Origin of the sequence: Shewanella sp. AS16, from assembly GCF_021412365.1 — a bacterium.
In the GTDB taxonomy this organism is placed as follows: domain Bacteria; phylum Pseudomonadota; class Gammaproteobacteria; order Enterobacterales; family Shewanellaceae; genus Shewanella; species Shewanella salipaludis.
This window is the reverse complement of record NZ_JAKCLK010000465.1, coordinates 1-279: the sequence shown is the minus strand read 5'-3', so window position 1 is coordinate 279 and position 279 is coordinate 1. Positions and strand designations below refer to the sequence as shown.

1 protein-coding gene is annotated in these 279 nt (G+C 34.1%); it reads right to left on the bottom strand.

What is annotated here, in order from left to right:
• A partial coding sequence (locus tag LZP73_RS21120; RefSeq protein WP_234236968.1) for a hypothetical protein occupies window positions 1–279 on the bottom strand: 279 nt, incomplete at both ends.

Below are 279 nucleotides of genomic sequence, written 5' to 3'. Positions count from 1 at the left end.
GTTCAAAAAATCCTTTTATTTTCCGTTTAACTGGTTTAATTCGATCCTCAGATGCTCTGTCTGTAATACCCAACTCTCTGGCAATTGTTGCGTGACCAACACCCAGCATATAAAAAGAGAAAACAACCAATGTCCCTGGAGAAAGATCATTCCATATCGTTAATTTATCAGAAGTATTTGTATTACTTCCACTCTGATTTAACGCAAAAAATGGATAATCAGGAAACGGATTAATTTGCCATAAAACAACAGATTCGTCATTATAAAAAGAAACATTCT